This is a genomic window from Prevotella multiformis DSM 16608 (genome assembly GCF_000191065.1).
GTDB classification, from domain to species: domain Bacteria; phylum Bacteroidota; class Bacteroidia; order Bacteroidales; family Bacteroidaceae; genus Prevotella; species Prevotella multiformis.
In genome coordinates, this window is the sequence record NZ_GL872282.1 from 909,865 (window position 1) to 914,222 (window position 4,358).

Genomic DNA, 4,358 nt, shown 5'->3' on the forward strand with positions numbered 1-4,358 from the left:
CTGATCGTATCTTTGGAAAGAGAATCCAAAAGATGCTTGTGCGCCAAGCCGTCGAACGGTTCTTCAAACGGACGGAGATAATACAGCTTTTCCTTTCGCATGGAGATTTCGGTGAACTTTTCATCCATATCGACCGAAAAGCCGATGGTTATTTCTCCGGTTTCATTTCTTAAGATATATACCCAACAGTTCTTTTTCATCTTTGCTGCTCGTTGATTCTGTTGCAAAATTATTCCACGAAGACCAACAGGGCGTTTCATATTTGAAAAAACTTGTATCATATTTGTAATTCACAAGGAAACGGCGGATTATAGATGTCCGGAACACCTATGCCTTCTCATCGGATGAGTCCTTTTTCGTTTTCTTTTTTTCTTTGGAAACGGCTTTGTATTCTGAAGGCGACATCCCGAAGAAAGCCCGGAAACAACGGTTAAATGTGGCTCGGGAATTGAATCCTGACCTATATTCCACCTCGTTGATGTTCAAGTCGGGATTGTTGGTGAGCAGCGAAGCCGCGTGCCGCAGCCGGTAGCCGTTGATAAATTCGTTGATTGTGGCTCCATCGGCATACTTGCGCACGGCATTGGTGATATAGACGGCATTTGTTCCAATCCGCTTTGAGAGAATGTCGCGGTTCAACTCCGTGTCTTTATAGACTTTCTCTTTCTGCATCAGCTCGCACAACCGGCGATAGATTTTTCCTTCACGGTCGAGCTCTTCCTCGGGAACGAGCCTTGCCGCGGTCTCCATGTCGCTTTCCGCCTTGCGGTATAATAGAATGGAGTCGTACAAAGCCCTGTTTTTGCGGCGCAAGCGGCGGGTGTAGATGATGTAAAGTACGACGGTGGCAAGCAGCAATGCCACGATGATGAGTGAGAGATAGAGCCGTGTTGTGATGACCTCGTTTCGGAGTGTGAGCTTGTCAACCTCGAAGATGGTGCGCAGTTCGTCGAGCTGCTTGGCAAGTTCGGTGTTGCGCAGTTTGTCTTTGTGTGGGATGACGAGGCTGTACAATTCTGCGGCTTCCTTGTATCGTCCGGCCTGCGTGTAGAGGTCGGCTTGCTGCATCTGCACGGTGAGCAAGCTGACGGAGTCGCCGGCGGCAGTCATGATGCCCATGTTCTCGTTGTTGCAGGCAATGGCCCGGTCGTACTGTTTTGTGGCTGCATAGTAGCGGGCTTTCACCTGAAGGAGCTTGAATCGGGCGACGGCTTTGCGTCCCTCGGCATATTTATCGGCGAGCTGCAGCAATCCCTTGGCGCGGTCGTAATGGCCTGTTTCCAATTCAGCGACGGCAGTTGCCAGCGTGCAGTAGAGATAGCGTCCGTTGAGCGAGGGTGTGTAGCCTTTTCGCAGGGCTTCGTTCTTGTATTTGTCGATGACCGCTTTCCATTCCGCGCATTTCTTCCTTAGCTTTTCATATTTCCGCAGTCCGTCGAGCGTTTCACCCAAGACGTTGTAGGCAGAGAGCAATTGTGAGATTTCATCGGCCTTGGAAAGGGCGGCGATGCTCTCCTCGATGGTCTTCTCGGCTTCGCGGAAGCGTCCCATTGTCTGATAGATGCATGCCATGCCGTAGGTGGAAGTGCCTAACCCATAGTTGTTCTTTCTCTTTCGCGCGTCGGCATACATCTTTTGCGCTTCAAACAATGCGGTCTGCACCTTGTCTTCGTAGAGATAACTCTCGATGAGCACGTTCCACGCATTGTAGTAATAATCCCATGTGCCGTTCTTTTTCATTGCACTGAGGACTTCGGGCAAATAGTAGCTGATGCTGTCGGTCATCTCGTAGTTGTAATAGCAATACAACTGTGTGACACGCGCCCGGGCTTCCGCCTCCTTGTCTTTTTGGCGTAAGGATTCGGCAAGATATTCACGGATGCAGCGTAACTCATAGCCCATATTATCTTCGGCAGCTGCCAACCGGCAAAGATGATGGTAGGCCTGCAAAAGTTTTTCTCCTTTGAGGTGCTTCATCTCCTTGCGGATGGAGTCTGCCGGAGCGGCGGCATACATTTCTCCTGCGGAGAGTGTAATGACAAACAGTAATGTGACAAAATGTTTCATTTCCTGTATATATTCAGTTTTTACAGTTTCATAGACATAGCAGTTTTCTTGTCCTTCCTCGCCCCCCTAAAGTATATCCCGCAGGTTGTAGCAACGACTGCTCTGTTTGAGCTGTTTTCTATCCCTGCCGTGCCACCAGTATCAGGACGAAGAGGTAGGTGCTGAGCCTGATTCTCTGAATGATGCCTGTTGTTTTTCATTTGCCATAATCTCATTCTCTTTATGAATAACTCTTTTTGCTAATTATGAATTAAATATATTTCTACGTTCTCATTTTCTCATTTCGCATTCCTTTCTGCTGAATTTCGTATGCTGGACAGTTCTTTTCTTGGCTGTTCTGCAAGGAATATTTCTGCGAGAACAGCAAAAGACTATACAAAAATAACAAACAGAATGTTATAAATCAGAGTTTCTTAGCAGAAAGACCATTTAAAAGTTTTCATTACACCCCTAAAAACCTTAATTACCCCTTAAAAACACTTAATAAAAAGCTTGGTAAAGAGAAAATAAAAACGTATCTTTGCAGTCGTTATAAAAAGTAAAAACGGCAACAATGATCATTCATTTTCTCACAGAAAAGGTATCGGCATTCCTACGGTCGCGCACTACAAACACCATTGAGCGGCACCGCGTCATCGTGTATTTGCTCCACTCTGTACTCGTTGTTACCGTCATCTCCCTGCAGTTCATGGGGCTTGGAGGTTCGCAGGAAGCGTTGCCCCAGACGATGAGTGGCATCCATCTGGCGATGTGCCTCCTTTCGCTGTCGCTCTACCTCACGCGGCGGCTGACGCTTTCCAAGGCTTTTTCACTCGTGGCGCTCGTGGCACAGTGTACCATCGCCGTGCGCTTCTTTTATTTCGCTACGGTGCGCCCCGACCATTTTCTGCAGCTCATCCTTATCAATCAGATAACATCCCTGCTGGCGATCTTCTTCCTTGTGTTGAGCTTTGTCCGGCTCACCCCCTTTATCGTCTCTGCTATCAGTGTGGTTAGCTACGGTTGTGTGGCAGCCTATCTTCAAGAGCCTTCGCTTTGGCGCCTGTTCGGTTTCTTCCTCTTCGTGCAGTTTTTCCTCTGCACGCTGGGCGAACTGCTGCGATATAATGTGATGAGTGTAACGAAGGAAAATACCGATTTGCATCACCGTGAGACGACACTGATGCGCGCTGTCAGACTGAATAAACGGGAAATAGAGGCCTACCTGCGCATGAGCAGCAACGACCACCCATCGCCCGAGGACACCGACTGCCTGTTTTCCATGCTCAAGCCGAAATCGCAACGCAACCTCGTCAACGCCGTGCGCCTGCATCTGAAAAAACACTTGATGGATGACTGCGATCTGGGGCACCACTTTCCCTGTCTGACTAAATCAGAAACGGATGTGTGCCGCCTCATTCTCGCGGGAAAGAAGCGGAGCGAAATCGGCCTGCTACTCGACAAAACCGAAAACAACGTCGATGTGACGCGTAACCACATCCGCAAGAAACTCAATGTACCTACTGACCAAGACTTGCAGAAATTTCTCATCAATTTATTGATAGAAAAAGAATATTCGAAAAAGGAGGAAATAAATAAATAAGTTCCTCTACCGGAAACGTTCATATTTATTTATAACATGCCATTATCCGTTTTCCATACAGATTCGGATAATGGTTTCTTGTTTTTTCCCTGTATTTCCCGCTTTTCCCAAAAGTTTTTTAATCTCTTCATATACCTATAATTTAGCTGCTTGATTACAGTATTCACCATATTAAAATTTAATGGAATCAAACACCAATGACAATTATGTGCTGGTATTGGAAGACCGCACGGAAGTGAAAAATGAACAGGAAGTAGGCAAGCTTTCTGTTGTTTCCGGTGTTGACGACAAGGGAAACCTTAAAACCACCGAGGCTACCGCTGCCAATCAGGCAGCGTTCTTGAAGTTCAACAACAAGGATGGACTTCTCAAAAACTTCATGACCGACTTCCTCAAACAGTTCAATAACCCGACTCATTTCGGGTTGTACAAGGTCGTGGCAGACAATGTGGAGCAAGGCGTGGACAACCTGCGCACCATGCTGCAAAGCCGTGAAAAGCCCGAAAGCAAACAGCAACTAGCAGAGATGGGCATTCCCTTTGGGGACTATCTGCCCCAGCAGAAGAATGCCACCACTATCGATCCTGAAAAGGTGGATTGGAAGATGCTCGGCAATCTCGGTCTTTCCCGTGAACGATTGGAACAGAGCGGAGAATTGGAGAAACTGCTTAACTGGCAGAAGAGCAACCTCGTTACAATAAGTAGGTCG

4 protein-coding genes are annotated in these 4,358 nt (G+C 47.4%); 2 read left to right on the top strand and 2 right to left on the bottom strand.

Annotated elements, in window-relative coordinates; all coding sequences use genetic code 11:
* Window positions 1-200 (bottom strand): hypothetical protein (locus HMPREF9141_RS03720; protein WP_040554434.1); only part of this gene is annotated, 200 nt, incomplete at its 3' end.
* 127 nt (window positions 201-327) lie between these two features.
* Window positions 328-2,067, bottom strand: a complete 1,740-nt coding sequence (locus HMPREF9141_RS03725) for a helix-turn-helix domain-containing protein (protein WP_007367161.1) — start codon at window positions 2,065-2,067, stop codon at window positions 328-330.
* A gap of 553 nt (window positions 2,068-2,620) precedes the next feature.
* Between HMPREF9141_RS03725 and HMPREF9141_RS03735 the strand changes: the two genes are divergently transcribed.
* On the top strand, window positions 2,621-3,649 hold the full coding sequence (locus tag HMPREF9141_RS03735; RefSeq protein WP_007367162.1) for a helix-turn-helix transcriptional regulator: 1,029 nt from the start codon (window positions 2,621-2,623) through the stop codon (window positions 3,647-3,649).
* A 181-nt stretch (window positions 3,650-3,830) separates the two neighbouring features.
* Window positions 3,831-4,358 (top strand): DUF4099 domain-containing protein (locus HMPREF9141_RS03740; RefSeq protein ID WP_007367164.1); only part of this gene is annotated, 528 nt, incomplete at its 3' end.

Coding starts and splice junctions, on each gene's coding strand:
- HMPREF9141_RS03725 (WP_007367161.1), bottom strand. CDS start 2,067: ATGAAACATTTTGTCACATTACTGTTTGTCATTACACTCTCCGCAGGA.
- HMPREF9141_RS03735 (WP_007367162.1), top strand. CDS start 2,621: ATGATCATTCATTTTCTCACAGAAAAGGTATCGGCATTCCTACGGTCG.